Genomic DNA, 23,011 nt, shown 5'->3' with positions numbered 1-23,011 from the left:
GGTATATTTCCACTGATTCCGCTGCGCGGCGCTGCTTGTCATCGCCAATGAGAAAGCGCGCCGTGCTTTATGAAGCACGGCGCGCTTTCTCACGCCAGAAAGACTACGCCCCGCGTCTAGCGGCGGCCATGGTAACGTCCATGCCCGCCCCAGCCGCCGCGGTGTCCACCGTAGCGTCCAAAGCCGAACACGAAATCGAGCCCGATCGATACGGGCGGATTATAGTAATACGGTTGCGGTGCGTAGACGGGCGCCGGCACATACACGGGCTGCTGCACGTACACCGGCTGCTGCTGCACGTAGACGGGTTCATTCGTGTACTCCACGCGCGGCGCGCTCATCACGCGACCCGGCTGCACCGGCTCGGACGAGACCGTATGCCATTCATAGGGATTGTAGGCCCCCTGTGGCGCGCGCGAACCGTAATACGCGGGCCCGGGCGGCGCCACGGCGCAGCCACCCAGGGCGGCCAGCGAGATTACTGCCAACAGGGTTTTCATCGCAATTCTCCTAATGTGTACTACCTTAATTAAGTACTATAAGAAATTACGCCGTGCTTTGCTGCGCTTTTACCGATTGTTACACCCCGACGCACGCCGCAACATGAAATGTGGCAATGGCGCCACAAGCGGCCCGCGCGGCATATTTCCTCAGATAAATGGAATGTCGCAGCTGTCGATGGCCTTGCCGGCCACATCGTAGCGCTGCACGCACACCTGGTAGCGCACGCCATAATCGAGCTCGACCTGCTCGACCTTGCCATACTTCAATTTCCAGCTGGGCTGCACGCGCTGCTTGCCCGCCAGTGCCGCCACGTCCTGCGGTATCGCCATCGCCGTCTGCGTCTCGCCCTGGCGCGCATCCTGGCGCCGCGCCACGTCGATGGCCACGCTCACGGCCAGGTCCACGCCGCCGTCCGCATAGCTCAGCGTCGGCGCGCCGCGCTGCGCACGCATCACGCCCCAGGCGCAAGGTTTGCCGCCGGCCTCGCATTGCTTCAATTGCGCCAGCGGGAAATATTCAGGGGCAATCTTGCCATCCTTGATAGGCCAGCTGGTGCGCACGCCGTCGCGCTTGCCCGTCAGCGGATTGTCCCAGCTCAAGCTGTTGACGACGGCGACGGTCTGCCCCGCCTGCAAGCCCACAGGCGTGCCCAGTGTAGCGCAGGCGGAAAGCAGCAAGCCGGTGGCCGCCAGGGAGGAAAGTGTCAGGATGCGCTGCATGATAAGCCTCTTGTGGTGAGAGATCCCGAAGGTATGTTTCGAGGGTAACAGAATCGGGGGCGACAGCGCCGTTGGCTGGCGCACATAACAATACGGGCGGCACCCTCGCAGGCGCCGCCCGTAGCGGACAGGCGATTGCGGGAGCCAGGCTCCCGGCAATGCGTGGATCAGTCCAGCTTCCAGGCGTAATCGACCTTGGTCCAGGTTTGCGCAGCGGCACCATCCTTGGTGCCCGGCTTGAACTTGCATGCAGACAAAGCCTTGATGGCGGCCTTGTCCAGGTTCTTGAAGCCGCTGCTCTTCTCGATTTTCGAATCGGCAACGCTACCGTCGGCATTGACCAGGAAGGACATCGAGACGGTGCCCTGCTCTTCGTTCATCAGCGAGGCTTTCGGATAGTCGGCCTTGCAGTTCTTGGCATCGAACGACGCCGGCACCTCAGCCGCGAAGGCGGCGGAAGAAACGGACACCAGCAAGGCTGCTGCAACACTCATCAAACGTTTATTCTCAAACATGTGCTTCCCCATGATTATCAGATACGGTAATTACAATTCCCTGTGCGCTGTTGACCGCGCTTAAAACTCTTCCCATTCGTCATTGCTGCTCGCTGCCGCCGCCTTGCGCGGCGCCGCGGCGGCCGCGGGTGCGGCCGCTTCCACCTTGCGGGTCAGCGACTTGACCGGGCGCAATGCGGGCGCCGGCTTGCGTACGGCAACGGGGGCGGTGGCGGTGGCGGTGGCGGTGGCGGTGGCGACGGGGGCCGGCACATATGCCGCCGGCTTCTCTTCGCCCTCGACCAGTTTGAAGATGCTGACGACGTGGGCCAGTTCGGCCGCCTGGTCCTGCAGGCTTTGCGCCGCGGCGGCCGCCTGCTCCACCAGGGCCGCATTTTGCTGCGTCATGCCATCCATCTCGATGATCGACAGGTTGACCTGTTCGATGCCGGCGCTCTGTTCCTGGCTGGCACTGGCGATCTCGCTCATGATGTCGGTGACGCGGCGCACGCTGTCGACCACTTCGCCCATCGTCACGCCAGCCTGGCCCACCAGACGCGTGCCGCGTTCCGTCTTCTCGGCTGAATCGTCGATGAGGATCTTGATTTCCTTCGCGGCGCCAGCGGAGCGCTGGGCCAGGTTGCGCACTTCGGACGCCACCACGGCAAAGCCGCGGCCTTGTTCGCCGGCACGCGCCGCTTCCACGGCCGCGTTCAGCGCCAGAATATTCGTCTGGAAGGCGATGCCGTCGATCACGCCGATGATGTCGACGATTTTCTTGGCCGACTCGTTGATCGAACTCATGGTGTCAACCACTTGCGACACCACGGAGCCGCCCTTCAGGGCCACGTCCGATGCGGTGGCGGCCAGCTTGTTGGCTTCGCGTGCATTGTCCGCATTCTGTTTCACGGTCGAGGTCAGCTCTTCCATCGCGGACGCCGTTTTTTCCAGCGCGCTGGCCTGCATTTCCGTGCGCGACGACAGGTCGATATTGCCGTCGGCAATTTCACGCGAGGCCGTGCCGATGGTTTCCGTACCGACGCGCACCTGGCCGACGATGCCCACCAGGCTGTTGCGCATTTCCTTCATTTCCGCCAGCAGGCTGGAATTGTCCGATGGCTGGGTGTGGATGCCGATCGACAGGTCGCCATTGGCGATGCTGCCGGCGATCGATGCCGTGTAGTCCGGCTCGCCGCCCAGCTGTTTCAGCAGGCCGCGCGTGATCACCAGTGCCGCCGCCACGCCCATCGCCACGGCCAGCACGCCGAGGATGATCATGAACAAACGCGCGCTGTCGAAGGCCTTGCGGGCATCCGATTGCATCTGTTCATTGAGCTTGTCTTCCAGCACGGCCAGCTGCTCCAGCGCTTCCATCCATTTTTTCTGTACCGGGCGGATTTCCTTGATCATCACGCGCGTGGCGCCTTCCGCATCGTTGGCCATCCACAGTGCGGATGCCTTGGCGATGGCCGGCATGGCGGCCGCTTCGTATTCCTTGATCGAAGCGAGCAGGGTCTTTTCTTCGGCAGTCGACTCGATGGCGAATTTCTCCTCGAGCTTCTTCTGCGTTTCCTGATAGGTGCTGGTCTGCGTCTTGATACGCGCCATTTCCGGCTCCATATCGCTCGCGTCGGTCATCAGGGTAAGGATGCGCAGCGAGGTGATGCGGTCGCTGACGTTGCCACGCATATCGATCACCAGGCGGGTGACGACGTTGTTGACATTGATCACGTGATCGAGACGTTCCTGGATTTGCGCCATGCGCGCGATGCCGAGGACGGTCACGGCCACCAGCAGAACCAGTACCAGGGCGAAACCCAGGCCCAGGCGGGTACCAACCTTCATTTTTGCTAAATTCATTTCGGCTCTTCGTAAATGAAACTATTGATAAGGATTTTTGCCCGGCACGACAAGACGAAGGCTGCGGTACACCGGTATCCGCCCTTACCCATTGGTATGCTGGCGGTATCCGGCCGCACGCAGCCTGGGGTACTTCCTGGTCCTTCGCCAGTCCTGAAACTGCCAGTGACTGCGAATGCAAACTTGCTCCACACGCTGAATTTTTGACACTGATGATATGAGATCAACATCAAACATTCATATGAGAAATATTTGTCTATAATCAATTATAGGTGTAAATTTTGCCTCAAAGCAAGCAATAAGTACCTGAATAAATGGCAGATTAACTTTCTTCGGGGAAATGGCAACAACGCCGATTCTTGCCTCTTAGAAATGCCCCATCGCAGTGCGGGCGTGCGCCGAAACAGCGCATTTACAACACATGGCGTAGCCATATTGCATCGTTTTGGAAGAGGTGCTCAGAGGAAGGGGGAGGACGGACAATACCAGTACGCAGGGGCACCGGTATAGACAAGTTGGATCAGCTGTCCCAGCTGCAATGCATCACATAGGCGTGGCACTCTGTGCCGAAGACAAAGACGCTCCAGATGGCGCCCAATTGTCCGCCCAGGCTGCGCTGGCTGGACAATACCAGTTGATACCAGCGGGGCTCGCCGCCCAGCAGTTCGGCCAGTTCGCGCTCGAAACCGTCATATAAACGCGCATCGAGCGGCTGGCGGTCGGCCTCGCTCATGGGACGAAACCGTTCCAGCAGCCACTGGCGTGGCGTGCAGGCGATGCCGCGGCACACCACGCTCTCGAGCGGCTGCAAGGACAAGCCCTCCGGCGCGATCCGCAGCACGCGGCACAGCGCGTCGAGCGAGGCCTGCGGCGCAACGGGTCCCAGGTACTCGCAAAGAAACAAGCTGCCGTCATCCTTCAGGGCGCCGACGGCCAGCAAGTAGCCTTCGATCACGCGCGCAAGGCCGTGGCAGTCGCCGCTCATCAGGCAGGCAGCGACAGGCGCGCCGCCGCTTCCAGCAGCAAGCGGGGGTCGCCCGAGGCCAGCTTCTTCGAGTCGGACAGGGTCTGGCGGAAACCGCGCGCACCGGGCAGGTTTTGCATCAGGCCCAGCATGTGGCGCGTGACGCTGTTCAGTTTCAAGCGCCCCGCTTCCTTCTCCAGCTGCGCGCTGATGTACGGAATCATCGCCTCGAGCACCTGCGCGCGCGTTTTCACGGGCGCGTCATCGCCGTAGTAGCGCTGGTCGAACTGCGCCATCACGTAGGGGTTGTGGTAGGCCTCGCGGCCCAGCATCACGCCGTCCAGATGCTGCAAATGCAGGTCGATCTCGTCCAGGGTCTTGATGCCGCCATTGATGATGAACTCGAACTGGGGAAAATCACGCTTCAGACGATAGGCGTAATCGTATTTCAGGGGCGGCACTTCGCGGTTTTCCTTCGGGCTCAGGCCTTTCAGGATGGCGTTACGCGCATGCACGATAAACGTCTTGCAGCCGGCATCGGCCACGGTACCGACGAAGTCGCGCACGAAGTCGTACGATTCGCTGTCGTCGATGCCGATGCGGTGCTTGACCGTGACGTCGATGTCGACCACGTCGCGCATGGCTTTCACACAGTCGGCCACCAGTTGCGGTTCGGCCATCAGGCAGGCGCCGAACGCGCCTTTCTGCACGCGCTCGGACGGGCAGCCGCAGTTCAGGTTGACCTCGTCGTAGCCCCACTGCTGGCCCAACTTCGCGCTGGTGGCCAGGTCTGCCGGATCGCTGCCGCCCAGCTGCAGGGCCACCGGGTGCTCTTCCTCGTTGAAGCGCAGATGGCGCTCCACGTCGCCGTACACGAGCGCGCCCGTCGTCACCATCTCTGTGTAGAGCCAGGTGTGACGCGTGATTTCGCGGTGGAACTTGCGGCAATGGCGGTCGGTCCAGTCCATCATCGGGGCGACGGACAGGCGGCGGGAAGGCAAAGAAGAGGAAGTCATGGTGTCTACAAAAAAACAGAAGCTGCAAATGACAAACCCGCTGCGCGCCTCACCGGTGACGGAAAGGCGGAGCAACGGGCTTGAGCGCGGCATGGCCCGCAGGCCATGCTCTACAACAGATTACGATTCACGCGACGCTTTTTTACGCTCGTGCTCTTTCAGGAAGCGCTTGCGCAGACGGATCGATTTCGGCGTGATTTCCACCAGTTCATCGTCCTCGATGAATTCGACCGCGTATTCCAGCGACATCTGAATTGGCGGCACCAGGCGCACCGCTTCGTCGGTACCCGACGAACGCACGTTGGTCAGCTGCTTGCCCTTGATCGGGTTGACGACCAGGTCGTTGTCGCGCGAGTGGATACCGATGACCATGCCTTCGTAGACCGGGTCATTGTGCGACACGAACATGCGGCCGCGGTCTTGCAGTTTCCAGATCGCGTAGGCAACGGCGGCGCCGTCATCTTGCGAGATCAGCACGCCGTTACGACGGCCAGCCATTTCGCCACGGGTGTTGTCGACCGGTGCGTATTCATGGAACACGTGGCTCATCAGGCCGGTACCGCGGGTCAGGGTCATGAATTCACCCTGGAAGCCGATCAGGCCACGCGCAGGGATCAAATACTCGAGACGCACGCGGCCCTTGCCATCCGATTCCATGTTTTGCAGGTCGCCGCGACGACGGCCCAGTTCTTCCATGACGCCGCCCTGGTTGGCTTCTTCCACGTCGACCGACAGGTTTTCAAACGGCTCGTGGCGCACGCCATCGACCATCTTGAACACCACGCGTGGACGCGATACGGCCAGCTCGAAGCCTTCGCGACGCATGTTTTCGATCAGGATCGTCAGGTGCAGCTCACCGCGGCCCGACACTTCGAAGATCGTGTCGTCGTCGGTCGGCGCCACGCGCAGAGCAACGTTGGCTTTCAATTCTTTTTCCAGACGGTCACGCAGTTGGCGCGAGGTCACGAACTTGCCTTCGCGGCCAGCCAGTGGCGAGTTGTTGACCATGAAGTTCATCGTCAGGGTCGGCTCGTCGACGGTCAGCATCGGCAGCGCTTCAGGCGTGTCCACGGCGCACAGGGTCGAACCGATGCCGATTTCGTCGATACCGTTGATCAGGCAGATGTCGCCGGCAACGGCTTCGTCCACCAGCACGCGCTCCAGGCCCTTGAAGTTCAGCACCTGGTTGATGCGGCCCTTGATCGGGGTTGCGCCTGGGCCATTGATGACCAGCACGTCTTGACCAACTTTAACGGTACCGCGGTTGACGCGGCCAATGCCGATCTTGCCCACGTACGACGAGTAGTCCAGCGAGGTGATCTGCATTTGCAGCGGGCCTTCCGGATTGTCGTCACGTACTGGAACGTGTTCCAGGATGGCGTCGAACATCGGCTTCATGTCGCCGCCGCGCACGTCTTCGGTCAGGCCGGCATAGCCGTTCAGGCCCGAAGCGTAAACGATAGGGAAATCCAGTTGCTCGTCGGTTGCGCCCAGCTTGTCGAACAGTTCGAACGTCTGGTTGATGGCCCAGTCCGGGCGCGCGCCTGGACGGTCGATCTTGTTGACGATCACGATAGGCTTCAGACCCAGTGCCAGCGCCTTGCGCGTGACGAAACGGGTTTGCGGCATCGGGCCTTCCTGTGCATCGATCAGCAGCAGAACCGAGTCCACCATCGACAGAACACGTTCCACTTCGCCGCCGAAGTCGGCGTGGCCTGGGGTGTCGACGATATTGATGTGGGTGCCTTCGTACTCAACAGCGCAGTTCTTCGACAGAATCGTAATGCCGCGCTCCTTTTCCAGGTCGTTCGAGTCCATGACTCGGGTGTCGACCGCTTGGTTTTCACGGAAGGTGCCGGACTGGCGCAGCAGCTGATCCACCAGCGTGGTTTTGCCGTGGTCAACGTGGGCGATAATGGCGATATTACGAATTGCGCGTTTTGTATTTGACATGGTCGTAGTAGTTACTGAAAAACTGCGGAGTGCGTACAAGATGTACGAGATACCCGAATGCTAATCTATTTCCGGAACCGCGTAGTATAGCATGTTGCGTTGCAACGCTATCTAAAAATGCTGGCGGCTCCCGCAGTCGGGGACGGATTGTTTAAAAAAGCGACACTGTTTGGAAAGTGTCGCTGGGTAATGTGACGTTAAGATGACTTATGGCCGCCCTAAACAAAGCTGGGGTCGGCCCCTGAGGGTCCGACCCCGGTATTTGCTCTGGGCTTATTGATGCGCCGTGGCGATCAGTCGTTCCGGCGCCAGGATGCTGTATTCCTGCAACTGGCCCGTGCCCAGCAATTTGGCGTCGTGATACACGCGCACCCTGCCCGGCTCGGCCGGCACGGCGACGTCTTCCTTGCCCAGCGCGATGCGCTGGCCGTGCAGGAAACGCTTGGCCAATTCTTCCGTCAGCTGGACGGCGGGGAAGCTCGACAATAATGCATCGACGGGTGCCAGCAGACTCAGAGGCGCGGCATGCGCCGTCAGCTCGTCCAAGGTGACGACGCCGTCCAAGGTCAGGCTGCCCACCTGCGTGCGGCGCAAGGCGTTCAGATGACCGCCGCAACCGAGGGCCTGGCCGATGTCTTCGCCCAGCACGCGGATATACGTGCCCTTGCTGCACATCACGGACAATTTCAGGAACGGGGCTTCGTAGCCGAGGAACTCGAGCTTGTGGATGGTCACCGGGCGCGCTTCGCGCTCCAGGGTGATGCCCGCCCTTGCATACTCATATAAGGGCTTGCCGTCCCTTTTCAAGGCCGAGTACATGGGCGGCGTCTGCAGGATCGGCCCGCGGAACCGCGCCAGCACGGCTTCGATCTGCTCCGGCGTCACATTCACGTCGCGCGTTTCCAGCACTGCGCCTTCCGTGTCGCCCGTATCCGTCGTCTGCCCCAGGTGCACCAGGGTTTCGTAGGTCTTGTCGGCTTCCAGCAAGTCCTGCGAGAACTTGGTCGCCTCGCCAAAGCACAGCGGCAGCAAGCCCGTGGCGAACGGATCCAGGGTGCCCGTATGGCCCGCTTTTTTCGCGTTCAGGACGCGCTTGGCCTTGATCAGGGCATCATTGCTGGACCAGCCCACAGGCTTATCGAGCAGCAAGACGCCGTCGACCAGGTCGCGCACCCGCTTGATGCCGGGCTGTTTCTTCGGACCCGCCACTGTTATTGCTCGTCCGCTTCTGGTTTGACATCCGGCTCGGCGTCGGCCGCGCGCGTGGCGTTGGCCTTGTCGATCAGGAGCGACATTTCCATGCCGCGCGAGGTCGAGCTGTCGTGCACGAAATGCAGCATCGGCAGGGTGTGGATGTGCAGGCGCTTGCCCAGCAAGCCACGGATGAAGCCAGCCGCGGCCATCAGGCCTTCGGTGGTGTTCTTGATGGCTTCCTTGCTGTCTTTCAACATCGTGAAAAACACCTTGGCGTGCGCATAATCGGGGGTGATCTGTACTTCGGTGATGGTGATCATCGTGCCCACGCGCGGGTCCTTCAATTCGTAGGCGATGATTTCGGCCAGATCGCGCTGGATCTGGTCAGCCACGCGCAAGCCGCGCGCCGGCATGGTTTTGCTATGTTTAGCCATGATATAAGTGCTGTCCTAAGTGCCGCAGGGCGCATGGGTCAAACGGTTGCCCGTTGACCAATGCGCCCCACGTGTTTGCGCGGACAACGATATGTCCGCGCCATTACTTCTGTGATTACAGGGTACGAGCGATTTCCTGGACTTCGAACACTTCCAGGGTGTCGCCAACCTGAATGTCGTTGTAGTTCTTCAGCGACAGGCCGCACTCCAGACCGGCGCGAACTTCTTTCGCATCGTCCTTGAAGCGTTTCAGGGAGTCGATCTCGCCGCTCCACACCACGATGTTGTTGCGCAACAGGCGGACGGAGGAAGCACGCTTGACCACGCCATCGGTGACCAGACAGCCGGCAATCGCACCAACCTTCGAGACCAGGATAACCTGGCGGATCTCGACCTGGCCGATGACGGTTTCGCGTTTCTCTGGTGCCAACATGCCCGACAACGCCGATTTGATCTCGTCGATCGCATCGTAAATGATGTTGTAGTAGCGAATGTCCACGCCATTCGACTCGGCCAGCTTGCGTGCCTGGGCATCAGCACGGGCGTTAAAGCCGATGATGACCGCTTTCGAGGCGACTGCCAGGTTGACGTCCGATTCCGTGATGCCGCCGACAGCGGCATGAACCACTTGTACGCGCACTTCGGAGGTCGACAGTTTCTGCAGCGAGCCAACCAGCGCTTCCTGCGAACCTTGCACGTCGGTCTTGATGATCAATGGCAAGTTTTTCACTTCGCCTTCGGCCATCTGGTCGAACATGTTTTCCAGTTTCGCGGCTTGCTGTTTCGCCAGTTTCACGTCGCGGAACTTGCCTTGACGGAACAGACCGATTTCACGCGCCTTGCGCTCGTCAGCCATGACGACGACTTCTTCACCGGCGACCGGCACTTCCGTCAGACCCTGGATTTCGACCGGAATCGAAGGACCCGCTTCAGCGATGGCTTTGCCGTTCTCGTCCAGCATGGCGCGAACGCGACCATACGAAGAGCCCGCCAAGATCACGTCGCCGCGGCGCAAGGTACCCGACTGCACCAGGATCGTCGCGACAGGACCACGGCCCTTGTCCAGACGCGCCTCGACCACCAGGCCGCGCGCTGGCGCATCGACCGGCGCCGTCAGTTCCAGCACTTCGGCTTGCAGCAGCACTTGCTCCAGCAAGTCGTCGATACCCTGGCCCGTTTTGGCCGAGACCGGCACGAATGGCGATTCGCCACCGTATTCTTCCGGCACGACTTGTTCGGCGACCAGTTCCTGCGTCACGCGGTCAACGTTGCCGCCTGGTTTGTCGACCTTGTTGATCGCCACCACCAGCGGTACGCCAGCTGCTTTCGCATGGGCAATCGCTTCTTTCGTTTGCGGCATCACGCCATCGTCGGCGGCCACCACCAGAATCACGATGTCGGTTGCCTTGGCGCCACGGGCACGCATCGCGGTAAACGCTTCGTGGCCCGGGGTGTCGAGGAAGGTGATCATGCCGCGTGGCGTATCGACGTGGTAAGCGCCGATGTGCTGCGTAATGCCGCCCGCTTCGCCGGATGCCACCTTGGCGCGACGGATGTAATCGAGCAGCGAGGTCTTGCCGTGGTCGACGTGACCCATGACGGTGACCACCGGTGCGCGTGGCTTGGTTTCGAAGTGCGCGTGTTCGCCCACGTCGGCCAGCAGCGCTTCCGGATCGTCCAGTTCGGCGGCGAACGCCTTGTGGCCCATTTCTTCCACCAGAATCATGGCGGTTTCCTGGTCCAGCACCTGGTTGATCGTGCACATCTGGCCCAGTTTCATCAAATGCTTGATGACTTCGGATGCCTTGACGGACATCTTGTGTGCCAGTTCGGCCACGGTGATCGTTTCCGGTACGTGCACGTCCTTGACGACGGCTTCCGTCGGTGCCTGGAAGTTCGATTCACGGTCGTCATGGTGCGTCGGGCGACGGCCCTTCGCGCCACCGCGCCAGCTGTCACGGCCGCCTGGGCCGCTGTTGCCGCGTGGCTTAGGACCACCGGTGGTGCCGCGTTTTTTCGCGTCATCGGACCAGGTGGACGACACATTGGCCGACTTGATGGATTTCTTGTCTGCGACAGCAGGCTTCTTGTCGCCCGGCTTGTCGCCAGGTTTCTTGTCAGCAGGCTTATGCAGGGTGCCTTCCGGCGCCTTCGGCTTGACGGGAACCGGTACGGGTTCCGGTGCCTTGATGGCGCGGCGTGGCGCGTTCATCATGGCCTTGATCTGGGCGACTTCGTCGGCAACGGCCTTGCGTGCGCGCTCGGTGGCTTCCGCTTTATCGGCGGCTTCCTTGGCGGCAACAGCAGCGGCGGCGGCTTTCTTCTTCGCTTCTTCGGCGGCGGCGGCTTTTTTCGCTTCGGCGGCGGCGTCGTCAACGACAGGCGCAGCGGCGCTGACAGCAGGCGCGGCGGCAGCCTTGGCGGCCGCTTTCTTCGCTTCCGCTTCAGCTTCTTTCTTCGCAGCCAATTCAGCCTGTTGCGTGGCTTTCGCCTGGGCTTCTTTTTCCGCGTCGAGTTTGGCCAGACGTTCCTGCTTTTCGCGCAGATCGGCTTCCTGGCGGGCGATCAGTTCAGCCTGTTTACGGGCTTCTTCTTCACGGCGCGCCACGTCGGCGGGATCGATCACCGGTGCGGCAGGCGCGGCCGGTTCTGCCGCGACCGGCGCAGCTTCGTCACGCTGGACGAAAGTGCGTTTCTTGCGCACTTCCACCTGGATCGTGCGCGATTTGCCGGTGGCGTCTGCTTGCTTGATCTCAGTCGTTTCCTTGCGGGTCACGGTGATTTTTTTCTTTTCTGTGTCAGCCGCTGCGCCGTGTGTGCGGCGCAGATGATCCAAAAGCTTGTCCTTATCATCTTTCGACAATGGATCTGACGTCGAACTTTTCTCGACGCCGGCAGAACGCAGCTGCGTCAGCAGCAAATCTGCAGGCATCTTCAGTTCGGTGGCAAATTGGGCTACGTTGTTACTCGCCATTCAGTCCTCTTTTCTATGTGTCGCGGAGATGATAAAGATACTCAAATTAAGCCTTTGCGGATTCGGCCAGACTCCATGCCTTGGCTTGCAACGCCTTGGCACGATCGTCGTATTTCGAGTCAACCAACTTCATCTCATCGTCGGTCACATCTTTAAATTCACTTGTAATCAGTTCACGCGCACGGTCCGCAGACAAGGCCAGGATTGCGCCAAATTCGTCGTATGCCAGTGCTGCAAATGCTTCAACGGTCTTGATACCAGCCAGACCCAGCTTGCCGGCGGTGATGCGATCCATGCCTTCCAGATTCACCAACGCCTCGTCCATGCCTTCCAGACCCTCTTCCGAAGCAATCGCTTCGGTCACGAGCGCATCACGCGCACGGGTACGGAGTTCATTGACGGTATCTTCGTCAAACGATTCGATTTCCAGCATTTCGGAAATTGGCACGTAAGCGATTTCTTCCAGACTGGCGAAACCTTCTTCCACCAGAATATCGGCCACTTCCTGGTCGACATCGAGCTTTTCCATGAACAGGATGCGCACGGCAGCCGTTTCCTGGGCAGCTTTGTCAGCCGATTCTTCGGCCGTCATGATGTTGATCTTCCAGCCGGTCAGGTCCGAGGCCAGGCGCACGTTCTGGCCGGAACGGCCGATCGCGATTGCCAGGTTTTCTTCATCGACGACGACATCCATCGCGTGTTTTTCTTCATCGACCATGATCGACGACACGTTCGCCGGCGCCAGGGCGCCGATGACGAACTGCGCCGGATCTTCCGACCACAGCACGATGTCGACGCGTTCGCCGCCCAACTCGCCGGTGACGGCCTGCACGCGCGAACCGCGCATGCCGACGCAGGTACCGATCGGGTCGATGCGCTTGTCGGCCGTGTAGACGGCGATCTTGGCGCGCACGCCGGCATCGCGGGCTGCGGATTTAATTTCCAGCATGCCTTGCTCAATTTCCGGCACTTCCAGCTCGAACAGCTTCATGATGAATTCTGGCGCGGTGCGCGACAGGATCACCTGCGGGCCGCGCATGTTGCGGTCGATGCGCAAGATGTAGGCACGCACACGGTCGCCGATACGCAGATTCTCTTTCGGGATCATCTGGTCGCGTGGCAAACGTGCTTCGATCTTGCCCGATTCGACGATGGCGTCGCCGCGTTCCATGCGCTTGATGGTGCCGGTGACGAGCGAGTCGCCGCGTTCCAGGAAGTCGACCAGGATCTGTTCGCGTTCGGCGTCACGCACGCGCTGCAGGACGACCTGTTTGGTATCCTGGGCGAAGCGGCGACCGAATTCGACGGATTCGATCGGTTCTTCGATGTGATCATCGACTTCGATATCGGGAATCTGTTCTTTTGCCTCGAAATGCAGGATCTCCTGATCCGGCAATTGCAGGCCCGCTTCATCGGGCACCACGTGCCAGCGGCGGAACGATTCGAATTCGCCCGTTTCGCGGTCGATTGAAACGCGGATGTCTACTTCACCCTCATACCGTTTCTTCGTGGCTTGCGCCAACGCGAATTCGAGGGCGCCGAAGACGACATCTTTATCGACGTTTTTTTCGCGCGCCAGCGCGTCAACCAATAATAAAACTTCGCGGCTCATGCTTTGCGTCCCTTAAAAACCACCTGCGGCACCAAGCGTGCCTTATCCACATCGGCGAGCGTAAACTCCAACATCGCCGGACCATCCTTACCTTCAAATTCCAACGACAATTTATCGCCCACGGGTTCTTGCAAGATCCCCTGGAACGATTTCCGGTTGTTCGTACCCGGCATCGCCACCATCAGCTTGACGATGATTTCCTGGCCTGCGAAACGGACAAAGTCTTCCAGCTTGCGCACCGGACGATCGAGACCCGGGGAAGAAATCTCGAGACGCTCGTAAGGAACGTTCTCTACCGTCAACACATGCGATAACTGGTGACTCACCGTGGCACAGTCTTCGACCGTGATCGGACCTTTTTCAGCGGCATCGGCGGCGCTGAAATCAATAAAGACGCGCAGCAGCCCGCGCTCGGCACGTTCGACATCAACGAGCTCATAGCCCAGACCAGTGACTGTCTTTTCAATTAATCCCAACTGCTGCAAGAAATTCTCCAGAAAAAGGCCTGTTTTCGGCATCGCGGCACTGAAACAGGGCCGGCGGCATGCAAAAAAACACGCACAAGTCATATATGGCGCCTTGCCGGCGCCATCACAAACGGTTCAACAAAAAAAAAATGGGCATCTGCCCATCTTCTTGTATTTCCCCAACCAGATGAAAGCACTCCCCACCAAACAACCCTGCGGAGAACTTTTATTAGGCTGCAGATTATAACCTCTTATTAACTTCGCCGCAATGCCGCACACGAGGAGCGGCCCGGCTTACAACAGTTACAAGAGCGCGCACCCGCCGCAGATCGGCGGGCGCGCAAGAAGAAACTCTTCCCGATTAACCTTTGCTGCGGCGGCGCGGCATGCCGTCCATGCCGCCACGATCCATGCCCCCACGCGGCTGGCCGCCGGAACGCGCTTGCCCACCGGCACCACCGCCAGCATTGCGGCGCGGCCCCGTGTTGGCGAAGCCGAAGGCCGTTTGCAGCGGATCGGGCTGACGCGGACCGCGCTGCGGCGCGCGGCCTTCGCCACCCGGACGGCCCTGGCCCTGGCCTGCCGCACGCGGCGGACGGCCCTGGCCTTGGCCTTGCGCGCCTTCGAACGATGCCGACGAACGGGGCTGGCCGCCCTGGAACGGACCTTGCGGCTGGCCGCGGCCAGGACCACGCGCGTCGCCTGGACGGCCGGCGCCGCCTGGGCGGCCCTGGCCTTGCGGACGGGCAAACTGGCCGGCAGGCTGGCCACGGCGCGGCGCGACGGGGAACGGATCGGCGTTGCGGTTGCTCACATCGATGCGGTTGCCATTCGGCTCGTCATCGCGGCTGGCCTTGCGCGCTTCGCGGCCCTTGGCGGCGCCGGCGGCACGGGGATCGCCCGAAGGCGGCATTTTCTTTTCGATGCCGTAGGCGGCCAGCAGGTCGCGCACGGTGTTTTCATCCATCTCTTCCCAGCGGCCGCGCTTCAGGCCGCTCGGCAGGGTCATGGCGCCGTAGCGGGTACGGATCAGGCGCGACACGGTCAGGCCGATGGCTTCGAACATGCGGCGCACTTCGCGGTTGCGGCCTTCGCCGATCACCACGCGGTACCACTTGTTGATGCCTTCGCCGCCGCCATCGGCGATCTTCGAGAACTGCGCCATGCCGTCTTCCAGCTCGACGCCGGCCAGCAGCTTCTGGCGCATGCCCTCTTCCAGCTCGCCCAGGGTACGCACGGCGTACTCGCGGTCGATGCCGTAGCGCGGGTGCATCAGGCGGTTGGCCAGATCACCGGAGGTGGTAAACAGCAGCAGGCCTTCCGTGTTGAAGTCAAGGCGGCCAACGGCCAGCCACTTGCCGGCCTTCATGGTCGGCAGGCGGTCGAAGACGGATGGACGGCCGTCCGGGTCATTGTGGCTGACGATTTCGCCGGCCGGCTTGTGGTACACGAGCACACGCGGCGGCTTCTTGCTGACGCGGCGCTGGATCAACTTGCCGTTGATGCGCACGTGGTCGCTCGGCAGGATGCGCTGGCCGATGTGGGCCGGTTCGCCATTCACGGACACGCGGCCCGAAATGATCAGGTCTTCCATGTCGCGGCGCGAACCGAGACCGGCTTCGGCCAGCACCTTGTGCAGCTTCGGCGCGTCGTCGTCGGACGTCAGGTCGCGGCGCACAACCGCTTTCTGCATGCGGCCCGTGCCACCCTCTTCGCTGTCGAACGCGTCGGAGGTGACGAACGAGAACACGGCATCAGCGTCGCTGAGCTTGCCCGGCGCAGCCTGGCGGCCCTTGCCCTTTTTACGGCTCTTGCCCGCATTCTTGCCGGCGCCCGGCACGTCGTTGCGCGGACCGCGCGGTGCGCGTGGCGCGGAAACGAGGTTGCCTTCGGCATCGAACACGTCGGCGACAGGCGCCGCAGCCGGCGCTGCGGCAGGTGCGGCATCGGCGGCCTGCGGCGCTTCGGCGCGCGGCGGCTGGCGCAATGCGCGTTCGGCCTGCACGCCGCGCATCTGGCGCGGACCGCGGGTCGGGCGTGCTTCGGCCGGCTTGTCGGCGACGGCTTCCGGTGCTACCTCAGCGACAGCGGCAGCGGCCTTGGCGGCGGCGCGGGCGCGCGGCGGACGCGGTGCCGGGGCGGCAACCGCCTCGGCAGCCGCTTCGGCGGCGTCGGCAACGGCCTTCAGGGCCGGCTTGGCGCGGGTTTTCTTGGCCGCTGGCGCAGCTTCAGTTTCAGCAGCGACGACGACGGAGGATTCAGCAACTGAGTCGGCGGCCACGTCGGCTTTCGCGCGGCGCTTCGGCTTGGCGGCGGCGCTGTCGCCGGCAACGGCAGCAGCAGCCGCATCGGCTTCGATCTGGGCCTTGGTGCGGCGCTTGGGCTTGGCAACGATGGCTTCGTCGCTGGCGGTGACTGTCTCGGGTGTGTTCGGATTATTCATTCTTCGTTTCTTGGCTGTGCTGACCTGGCGCAGCGTCAACCGTTAGTTCTGGCGCAGGGTCGTGAGTATAGGCTTCGTCCGTGGGCGAAGCATCGGGGCCGGCATCAAGGCTTGCTGTCACATCTACATCTGTCACAGCCGTATTGCTACCTGCACCAAGCTGGGGGACAAGCTCATTGCTTGCCTTGTCAAAATTTTCCTGCAGGGCCGCTTCCAGGGCTTCGAGCCCATTGCCCTGCATCTCGCTGATTTGCTGCAAAGGCGGCAGCTGGGACAGCGATTGCAAACCCAGGTCGTCCAAAAACTGCTTGGTGGTGGCCAGCAAGGCCGGCCGTCCCACCACGTCGCGGTAACCGATGGCATCGACCCAGCCACGGTCTTCCAGCATCTTGATCGTCTGCGAATTGACGGCAACGCCGCGAATCTCCTCGATATCGCCGCGCGTCACCGGCTGGCGGTAGGCGATGATGGCGAGGGTTTCCAGGGTCGCCCGCGAATACTTGGGCGGCCGCTCGGGCGTCAAACGGTCCAGATACATCTTCATTTCCGGGCGGCTTTGAAAGCGCCAGCCTGAAGCCAGACTGACGATCTCGATGCCGCGCCCTTCCCACTCATCGCGCAATTCTTCCAGCAATTGCTTGATCGTGTCGGCGCCGACGCCGACGCCGCGCACGCGACCATTCTCGTCCGCATCGACGAACAGCTTCTTCAAGCTGTGGATCGTCAGCGATTCACGAGCGCACAGCAACGCGGTTTCGAGGACTTTTTTAGCCTCAATTGTATTCATAGCAATTCTGTGCGGATGTGTGTTGCAATTCGTATGCAGAGAAAGAAATCAAAAACGTTCATTTCAACGTAACAGAGGGCAGACATCGATGATGACGCCGTGCTGGGTTACTAGTTGAGGCTGTTTTTCCGACGCCTTGGCCGATGCGCGCAAAGCGGGATTAAAGCGGATGCAGTGAAAGTCCTGCCATCCATGGTGCTGGCCTTAATTAACCTTCACTAAGTAACCAGCAATGAAACGATCTCCGGAGCAGCTGCTTTCCTGTGGCGGCGAACCAGCCAGACGGGAAAGCGACAGTCGTCGTTTCATCCAACGATGCCAATTGTACCTGATAAAAAGCGGAAAAGCGCAAAACCGGGCAAAACACGCGTTTTACCCGGTCCTGGCACGACACATCGCCCGCTGCCCGCATCACAGGGAGGCGAGTTTCTCCGAGAGAATGGCCGATGCACCCAGGAAAGCTGGGTACTGCGCCGTGATGACGAAGGTCGGCACTTGCGACACGTAGTTGGCGAAGCGGCCCTTGCGCTCGAAGCGGGCGCGGAAACCGGAGCGGTCGAAACGCGCCCCCAGGCGCGGCACGATGCCGCCGCCGATATAGATGCCGCCCAACGCGCCCAGAGTGACGGCGACGTTGCCCGCCACGGTGCCCAGCATGCAGCAGAACGCTTCGATGACGTCGTCGCACAACTGGGATTCGCCGGCCAGCGCGCGGCGCGTGATTTCCGCCGCCGGCAAGGCTTCGGCCGGCACGCCGGCGCGGTCGGCCAGGGCGCGGTAGATCAGTTCCAGGCCGTCGCCGGAAATCAGGCGCTCGGCCGAGACGTGCTCGTATTCACGCCAGGCAAATTGCAGGATGCTCACTTCCGTTTCATTGAACGGCGCAAAGCTGACGTGGCCGCCTTCGCTTTGCAGGGCGATCCAGCCGCCGTGCGAAGGAATCAGGCCCGACACGCCCAGGCCCGTGCCGGCGCCGATCAGGCCGATGGCCGTGTTCGGTCGGGCCGTACCCGCGCCCACCTGGTGCTTCTGTTCGCTCGACAGCTGCGGTAAGGAACGCGCCAGGGCCGTGAAATCGTTGACCACGTCCAGGGTCGTGAAACCGCACTCTTCGCGCATGGCGCGGATCGAGAACGACCAATGGTGGTTCGTCATGCTGAGGAAGTCGCCGTCGACGGGGTTGGCAATGGCGATCACGGCATGGCGCACGGCTTGCCCGCCTGCTGCGGCGATGTGCGGCAGGGCCAGGTAGGCTTGCAGGGCGGCGGACAGGCTCGGGTAATCGGCACAGGGCAGCACTTCCACCAGGGTGATGTGGCCGGCGGCCACTTCCAGGGCGAAACGGGCATTGGTGCCGCCCACGTCGGCCAGCAGGCGCGGTCCATCGGCAAAGGCGGAAGTCGGCAATACGGGGGAAGACGAAGCGCTCATGATTTTAAATGATGAAGTGGGACGCATGGGACGCCAAGCTTAAAGGATGAATGCGCCCGGAGGCAAGCAAAGTTTGTAGTTTAAGTACATCAAAACAAGCCTTTATTGGTAGTTCCACTCCAAATGCAACAGGCAAGGCTAAAGTTGCTCGCAAACAATGATTTATAGTAAGTACTTGCACTCGGCGGGCGCACGAAAATCATGTTGCACAGCAGCAGGAATCGCCTGAAAACAAGAGTATGCCGCAGTTTGCGCAAAGCCGCTTTGTATGGGGCGGCGCAGGCGTGGCGCTGCCGTCCCGGTGGCCCGGCGACGGTGTTTTCGTATTATTACTACCGGTTTTTACTGATCAGGAAGGCAAGCCTTCGCCCAGCAGACTGGCGGGCGCCGGCTGGTCCGAGCGGTAGGCCGCGTTCCACGCATCGAGGCCGCCATGCAGGGGCTTGGCCCGGTGAAAGCCGTGCTGGTGCAGCAGCTTGGCCACTTGCGCGGCCGTCACATCGTTGGGACAGCTGCAATACACGATGATGTGGCGGTCCTTGTCCATGGCGATCATGGCGGGCACGGGCTCCTTGCCATTGAAGAACAAGGCGCCCGGCACGGCCGGTTCCAGCGCCTGCGCCGTGGCGCTGCGCGCGTCGACCATCAGCGGCTCCTCGCCCTGCTCTATGAGTTCCAGCAATTCATCGATGCCGATGCGCTCGATCTGCAAGGCCTGGCGGAAACGCCGGCGCTCCAGGTATTTATACAGCAGGAACAGGCCCAGCAAGGTGGCCAGCATCAGCAAGGCCGTACTGCCCATGGTGCTGAGCAAATCGAGCACCTGCTGCACGCTGGCGTGGAAGATCACGCCGACGACGATGCCCGTGCCGCTCCACAGCAAGGCGCCCAGACCCGCGTACAGGAAGAACAGGCGCGGCGGCGTGCCCAGCGCGCCCGACATCGGCGCGGCCACGGTATTGAATCCCGGCACAAACTTGGAGACGATCAGGGCTTTCGGGCCCCAGCGCTTGAATTTGTCTTCCGTCTGGCTGACGCAATAATCGGGCGACAGCGAGATGCGGCACAGCAGGCGCAGGATGCGCTTGCCGAAATGGCGGCCCGCGCGGAACCACGTGAAGTCGCTGATCAGGCAGGCGCCCAGCGCGGCGGCCAGCACCAAGCCTCCATTCATGTCGCCATCGACGGCCAGCGCGCCCGCCACCACAAGGATGGGAAAGGCGGGAATCGGCAGGCCGAGCTGCTCCACCAGCACGATGCCAAAGACAATCAGGACACCGTAATGTTCGAGCAGATAAATGAGGTTGGGCATGGCCGCTATCTTACCGTAAAAAGCCCCCTACAACTGCACGCCCTTCGGTATGGCGCTGAGCAGGGTGCGCGTGTACGGATGCACGGGATTGCGGTACAGCTCGTCCGAATCGGCCAGCTCCACCACTTGCCCCTTGTGCATCACCATCACCTGGTCGGCGATGTATTTCACCACCGATAAGTCGTGCGAGATGAAGATGTAGGACAGGCCGAATTCATCCTGCAAGTCCTGCAGCAGATTGAGCACCTGCGCCTGCACGGACACGTCCAGCGCCGAGACGGATTCGTCGCACACCAGAATTTCCGGCTGCATGGTCAGGCAGCGGGCAATGGCGATGCGCTGGCGCTGGCCGCCCGAGAACTCGTGCGGATAGCGGTGGAAGGCCTGCTCCGGCAGGCCGACTTTATCGAGCAGCCAGTAAGCCTTGGCGATGCGTTCCTTGTCATCGGCGCCGATCTTGTGGATGCGCATGGGTTCCAGCAAGATCTGCCCCACCGTGAAGCGGGGATTGAGCGAGGCATACGGATTCTGGAAGATGATCTGGATGCGGCGTTTATAGGGCAAATACTCCTTGTTCGGCATGGCAATCAGATCCTTGCCGTGGAACATGGCCGTGCCGCCCGTCGCCTGGTGCAGGCGCAGCAAGGTCAGGCCCACCGTCGTCTTGCCGGAGCCGGATTCGCCCACCACACCCAGGGTTTTTCCGCGCGGCAAAGTAAACGACACATCCTTGACGGCCTGGAATTCGCGCTTGCCGAACAGGCCCTCGCGCGTATAAAAGCTTTTACTGAGATTATTCACCACCAGCACCGGCTCGTCGCCCGGCGTGTAGCCGCGCGTGCGCTGTTTCACCTCGACGCCGGGGCCGGCCTTGCCTTCCATATAATCGGCAATGACGGGCAGGCGCCACGGGCGCTCGTCCAGCGAGGGGCGGCAATGCAGCAGGGCTTTCGTATAACTGTCTTGCGGCGCCTCGAATACCTGGCGTACCTCGCCCGTCTCGCGCACTTCGCCGTGGCGCATGACGATCACCTGGTCGGCGATCTCCCCCACCAGGCCCAGGTCGTGCGTAATGAAGAGCACGGACATCTGGTGTTTCTTTTGCAGCGCCGCGATCAGGTCCATGATCTGCTTCTGGATCGTCACGTCCAGCGCCGTCGTCGGTTCGTCCGCGATCAGCAGTTTCGGTTCGCAGGCGATCGCCATGGCGATCATCACGCGCTGCTGCTGGCCGCCCGACATCTGGCTCGGGTAGGCGTCGATCTTGGTGGCTGGATCGGGTATGCCCACTTCCTCGAGCAATGCCAGCGTGCGCGCGCGCGCCTGCCTGCGGTTCATGCCCATGTGCTGGCGCAACACCTCCGCGATCTGGAAGCCGACGGTGAAGACGGGGTTCAGCGACGACATCGGCTCCTGGAAGATCATCGAGATATCCTTGCCGCACATGGTGCGCCGCTCGGCGATCGACAGTTGCAGCAGGTCGCGCCCGCCGAAGTGGATGCGCGATTGCGGATCGATGATGGTGCTGTCAGGCGGCAGCAGGCCCATCACGGCCAGGGAGCTGACGGACTTGCCGCTGCCCGACTCGCCCACCAGGGCCACGGTGCTGTTGCGCGGCACGTTGAACGAGATGCCCTTGACGGCTTCGAACGTGGTCTTCTTGTCCAGGCGGAAGGTGACGCGCAGGTCGCGCACTTCCAACAGGTTATTCTGGTCCATGAGCAACTCCTATTTCACTTTGGGGTCGAGCGCATCGCGCAAGGCATCGGTAAACAGCGAGAACGCCGTCACCAGCACGGCCATCGCCGTGGCGGCGGCCGTCAGCTGCCACCATTTGCCCAGGATCAGTTCATTTTGTGCCTCGTTGAGCATGCTGCCCCACGAGACGGTGCCCACCGGCACGCCAAAGCCGAGGAAACTCAAGATCACTTCCGCCTTGATGAAGCCCACCACGAGAATCGACATTTGCACCAGCGCCACGTGACTCACGTTCGGGAAGATGTGCGAGAACATCTTGCGCCAGTGCGAGGCGCCGATGGCGTCGGCCGCCATCACGTATTCGCGCGCCTTGTGCTTGATGTATTCGGCGCGGATCAGGCGGTATGGCCCCGTCCAGCCCGTCAAACCGAGGATCAGCACGATGGTCAGCACGCCCTTCTGCTGCAGCACGGCCGCCACCGTCAAGATCATCAGGATCGACGGAATCGAGGTGAAGATGCTGTAGAACCAATTGAAAAAGTCATCGACGATGCCGCCGAAGTAGCCGGACACGGCGCCAAAGATCGTCCCCAGCACGACGGCCAGCAAGGCCGCCACCAGGCCAACGACGATCGACGTCTCGCCGCCCTTGATGGTTTTCTGCAGGATGTCGTGGCCCCACTTGTCGGCGCCGAACGGCAAGGTTGCCGCCTTGTGCGCGATCAGCTTTTTCGTCTTGCCCATGCCGGCGCGCAAGGCCGTCAAGTCGTCGGCCAGAGGGTCCGTCACGCCGTACATCTCGACGCCGGCCGATGGGTTGCTGCCCATCTGGGCGCGCAGTTCGGCGATGTCGTCGGCCAGCGGGTCGAGCACGTTGACGGGTGTCGGCGCGCTACGCTCGTCGGCATGGGGAATGGCGCCGTCGCCGGCGCCGGCCACATCCTTGTCGGCCCCCACAAACGTGGGCGGCGCATAGCTGACGGCCACTTCGTCTTCCCAGTTCGCCGCCACCAGGCCGCTGGCGGAGGCCAGCACCAGCAGGAAAAATGCGCCGACCACGGCCAGCGATACCATTGCAATCTTGTCGCCGCGCAAACGGCGCCACGCCAGGGCCCACAGGCCGGGCGATGTATGAGGTTTCGACATCGT

18 protein-coding genes are annotated in these 23,011 nt (G+C 61.6%); all 18 read right to left on the bottom strand.

Annotated features, from left to right (window positions below):
• Positions 1-116 precede the first annotated feature (116 nt).
• The 18 genes from AC07VH_RS15165 to AC07VH_RS15080 all read right to left on the bottom strand — a co-directional run bounded on the left by AC07VH_RS15165 (position 117) and on the right by AC07VH_RS15080 (position 23,008).
• The gene (locus tag AC07VH_RS15165; RefSeq protein ID WP_489628708.1) at positions 117-500 is read right to left on the bottom strand and encodes a hypothetical protein; all 384 of its coding nucleotides are present in this window, start codon (positions 498-500) and stop codon (positions 117-119) included.
• Positions 501-650: 150 nt separating this feature from the next.
• Positions 651-1,223, bottom strand: a complete 573-nt coding sequence (locus AC07VH_RS15160) for a hypothetical protein (protein WP_489628709.1) — start codon at positions 1,221-1,223, stop codon at positions 651-653.
• 167 nt (positions 1,224-1,390) lie between these two features.
• Positions 1,391-1,738: an energy transducer TonB gene (locus AC07VH_RS15155; RefSeq protein ID WP_230538705.1), complete on the bottom strand. Its 348-nt coding sequence runs from the start codon at positions 1,736-1,738 to the stop codon at positions 1,391-1,393.
• 60 nt (positions 1,739-1,798) lie between these two features.
• Positions 1,799-3,562, bottom strand: a complete 1,764-nt coding sequence (locus AC07VH_RS15150) for a methyl-accepting chemotaxis protein (protein ID WP_494788481.1) — start codon at positions 3,560-3,562, stop codon at positions 1,799-1,801.
• Positions 3,563-4,097: 535 nt separating this feature from the next.
• Positions 4,098-4,562 carry a hypothetical protein gene (locus AC07VH_RS15145; RefSeq protein ID WP_494788400.1) on the bottom strand — a complete coding sequence of 155 codons (465 nt, stop codon included), beginning with the start codon at positions 4,560-4,562 and terminating at the stop codon, positions 4,098-4,100.
• The gene (gene dusA, locus AC07VH_RS15140; RefSeq protein ID WP_494788401.1) at positions 4,562-5,557 is read right to left on the bottom strand and encodes a tRNA dihydrouridine(20/20a) synthase DusA; all 996 of its coding nucleotides are present in this window, start codon (positions 5,555-5,557) and stop codon (positions 4,562-4,564) included. Before dusA ends, AC07VH_RS15145 begins: the two co-directional genes overlap by 1 nt.
• 120 nt (positions 5,558-5,677) lie before the next feature.
• Positions 5,678-7,510, bottom strand: coding sequence for a translational GTPase TypA (typA, locus tag AC07VH_RS15135; protein WP_475416400.1), 1,833 nt, complete (start codon positions 7,508-7,510; stop codon positions 5,678-5,680).
• Positions 7,511-7,783: 273 nt separating this feature from the next.
• Positions 7,784-8,719 carry a tRNA pseudouridine(55) synthase TruB gene (truB, locus tag AC07VH_RS15130; RefSeq protein WP_494788402.1) on the bottom strand — a complete coding sequence of 312 codons (936 nt, stop codon included), beginning with the start codon at positions 8,717-8,719 and terminating at the stop codon, positions 7,784-7,786.
• Between the two features lie 2 nt (positions 8,720-8,721).
• Positions 8,722-9,138: a 30S ribosome-binding factor RbfA gene (gene rbfA, locus AC07VH_RS15125; RefSeq protein WP_076569135.1), complete on the bottom strand. Its 417-nt coding sequence runs from the start codon at positions 9,136-9,138 to the stop codon at positions 8,722-8,724.
• 115 nt (positions 9,139-9,253) lie between these two features.
• Positions 9,254-12,112, bottom strand: a complete 2,859-nt coding sequence (infB, locus tag AC07VH_RS15120; protein ID WP_475416402.1) for a translation initiation factor IF-2 — start codon at positions 12,110-12,112, stop codon at positions 9,254-9,256.
• 46 nt (positions 12,113-12,158) lie between these two features.
• On the bottom strand, positions 12,159-13,724 hold the full coding sequence (gene nusA / locus AC07VH_RS15115; protein ID WP_070222358.1) for a transcription termination factor NusA: 1,566 nt from the start codon (positions 13,722-13,724) through the stop codon (positions 12,159-12,161).
• Entirely contained in the window at positions 13,721-14,209 is a 489-nt protein-coding gene (rimP, locus tag AC07VH_RS15110) for a ribosome maturation factor RimP (RefSeq protein ID WP_035828693.1), read from the bottom strand. The genes nusA and rimP overlap by 4 nt, the downstream gene beginning before the upstream one ends.
• A gap of 343 nt (positions 14,210-14,552) precedes the next feature.
• Positions 14,553-16,634, bottom strand: coding sequence for a 23S rRNA pseudouridine(2605) synthase RluB (gene rluB, locus AC07VH_RS15105; protein ID WP_489628712.1), 2,082 nt, complete (start codon positions 16,632-16,634; stop codon positions 14,553-14,555).
• Positions 16,627-17,421, bottom strand: coding sequence for an SMC-Scp complex subunit ScpB (gene scpB / locus AC07VH_RS15100; protein WP_034760153.1), 795 nt, complete (start codon positions 17,419-17,421; stop codon positions 16,627-16,629). Before scpB ends, rluB begins: the two co-directional genes overlap by 8 nt.
• 411 nt (positions 17,422-17,832) lie before the next feature.
• A complete protein-coding gene (locus AC07VH_RS15095; protein ID WP_070219236.1) occupies positions 17,833-18,852 on the bottom strand; it encodes a glucokinase in 1,020 nt (339 codons plus the stop codon).
• Between the two features lie 349 nt (positions 18,853-19,201).
• A complete protein-coding gene (locus tag AC07VH_RS15090) occupies positions 19,202-20,164 on the bottom strand; it encodes a VTT domain-containing protein (RefSeq protein ID WP_076569123.1) in 963 nt (320 codons plus the stop codon).
• A gap of 27 nt (positions 20,165-20,191) precedes the next feature.
• Positions 20,192-21,883 carry an ABC transporter ATP-binding protein gene (locus tag AC07VH_RS15085; protein WP_475416404.1) on the bottom strand — a complete coding sequence of 564 codons (1,692 nt, stop codon included), beginning with the start codon at positions 21,881-21,883 and terminating at the stop codon, positions 20,192-20,194.
• A 9-nt stretch (positions 21,884-21,892) separates the two neighbouring features.
• The gene (locus tag AC07VH_RS15080) at positions 21,893-23,008 is read right to left on the bottom strand and encodes an ABC transporter permease (RefSeq protein ID WP_475416405.1); all 1,116 of its coding nucleotides are present in this window, start codon (positions 23,006-23,008) and stop codon (positions 21,893-21,895) included.
• Between the last annotated feature and the right edge of the window lie 3 nt (positions 23,009-23,011).

This window comes from Janthinobacterium sp. GW821-FHT03C10, assembly GCF_059420865.1.
This window is presented reverse-complemented; position numbering and strand designations above follow the sequence as displayed.

Coding starts and splice junctions, on each gene's coding strand:
- AC07VH_RS15165 (WP_489628708.1), bottom strand. CDS start 500: ATGAAAACCCTGTTGGCAGTAATCTCGCTGGCCGCCCTGGGTGGCTGC.
- AC07VH_RS15160 (WP_489628709.1), bottom strand. CDS start 1,223: ATGCAGCGCATCCTGACACTTTCCTCCCTGGCGGCCACCGGCTTGCTG.
- AC07VH_RS15155 (WP_230538705.1), bottom strand. CDS start 1,738: ATGTTTGAGAATAAACGTTTGATGAGTGTTGCAGCAGCCTTGCTGGTG.
- AC07VH_RS15150 (WP_494788481.1), bottom strand. CDS start 3,562: ATGAAGGTTGGTACCCGCCTGGGCCTGGGTTTCGCCCTGGTACTGGTT.
- AC07VH_RS15145 (WP_494788400.1), bottom strand. CDS start 4,562: ATGAGCGGCGACTGCCACGGCCTTGCGCGCGTGATCGAAGGCTACTTG.
- dusA (WP_494788401.1), bottom strand. CDS start 5,557: ATGACTTCCTCTTCTTTGCCTTCCCGCCGCCTGTCCGTCGCCCCGATG.
- typA (WP_475416400.1), bottom strand. CDS start 7,510: ATGTCAAATACAAAACGCGCAATTCGTAATATCGCCATTATCGCCCAC.
- rbfA (WP_076569135.1), bottom strand. CDS start 9,138: ATGGCTAAACATAGCAAAACCATGCCGGCGCGCGGCTTGCGCGTGGCT.
- infB (WP_475416402.1), bottom strand. CDS start 12,112: ATGGCGAGTAACAACGTAGCCCAATTTGCCACCGAACTGAAGATGCCT.
- nusA (WP_070222358.1), bottom strand. CDS start 13,724: ATGAGCCGCGAAGTTTTATTATTGGTTGACGCGCTGGCGCGCGAAAAA.
- rluB (WP_489628712.1), bottom strand. CDS start 16,634: ATGAATAATCCGAACACACCCGAGACAGTCACCGCCAGCGACGAAGCC.
- scpB (WP_034760153.1), bottom strand. CDS start 17,421: ATGAATACAATTGAGGCTAAAAAAGTCCTCGAAACCGCGTTGCTGTGC.
- AC07VH_RS15095 (WP_070219236.1), bottom strand. CDS start 18,852: ATGAGCGCTTCGTCTTCCCCCGTATTGCCGACTTCCGCCTTTGCCGAT.
- AC07VH_RS15090 (WP_076569123.1), bottom strand. CDS start 20,164: ATGCCCAACCTCATTTATCTGCTCGAACATTACGGTGTCCTGATTGTC.
- AC07VH_RS15085 (WP_475416404.1), bottom strand. CDS start 21,883: ATGGACCAGAATAACCTGTTGGAAGTGCGCGACCTGCGCGTCACCTTC.
- AC07VH_RS15080 (WP_475416405.1), bottom strand. CDS start 23,008: ATGTCGAAACCTCATACATCGCCCGGCCTGTGGGCCCTGGCGTGGCGC.